General features: G+C 55.4%; 1 protein-coding gene. It reads right to left on the bottom strand.

Features of this window, described 5'->3' with window-relative positions; translation table 11 throughout:
* On the bottom strand, positions 1-267 hold a 267-nt coding region (locus HBA93_RS21475), incomplete at both ends, for a PhzF family phenazine biosynthesis protein (RefSeq protein ID WP_221724603.1).

The raw sequence follows: 267 nt of genomic DNA, 5'->3' as shown, positions 1-267 counted from the left end.
ACCGCCAATGCGAGCGCCAGTGAGCTTTTTCCCCGCGACATCCAGCTCCAGACGAATACGCGATGGTCGCCCCATCTGTATCCCCTGCTCAATCCATAACTGTGTCAGCCCCTCTACCGGCCTGTCGAAATCATGGATAGCACCGGCAAAAGCCGCAACGGCTGATCCTGTTGCCGGATCTTCATAGACGTGCTTGCCCGATGTGAACATGCGCGCATGATAGCTGCTCTCGAACAGCCGTGTTTCGCGGGTATAAATATAAAACGG

The organism is Ochrobactrum sp. SFR4 (genome assembly GCF_019730395.1).
GTDB lineage: Bacteria > Pseudomonadota > Alphaproteobacteria > Rhizobiales > Rhizobiaceae > Pseudochrobactrum.
This window is presented reverse-complemented; position numbering and strand designations above follow the sequence as displayed.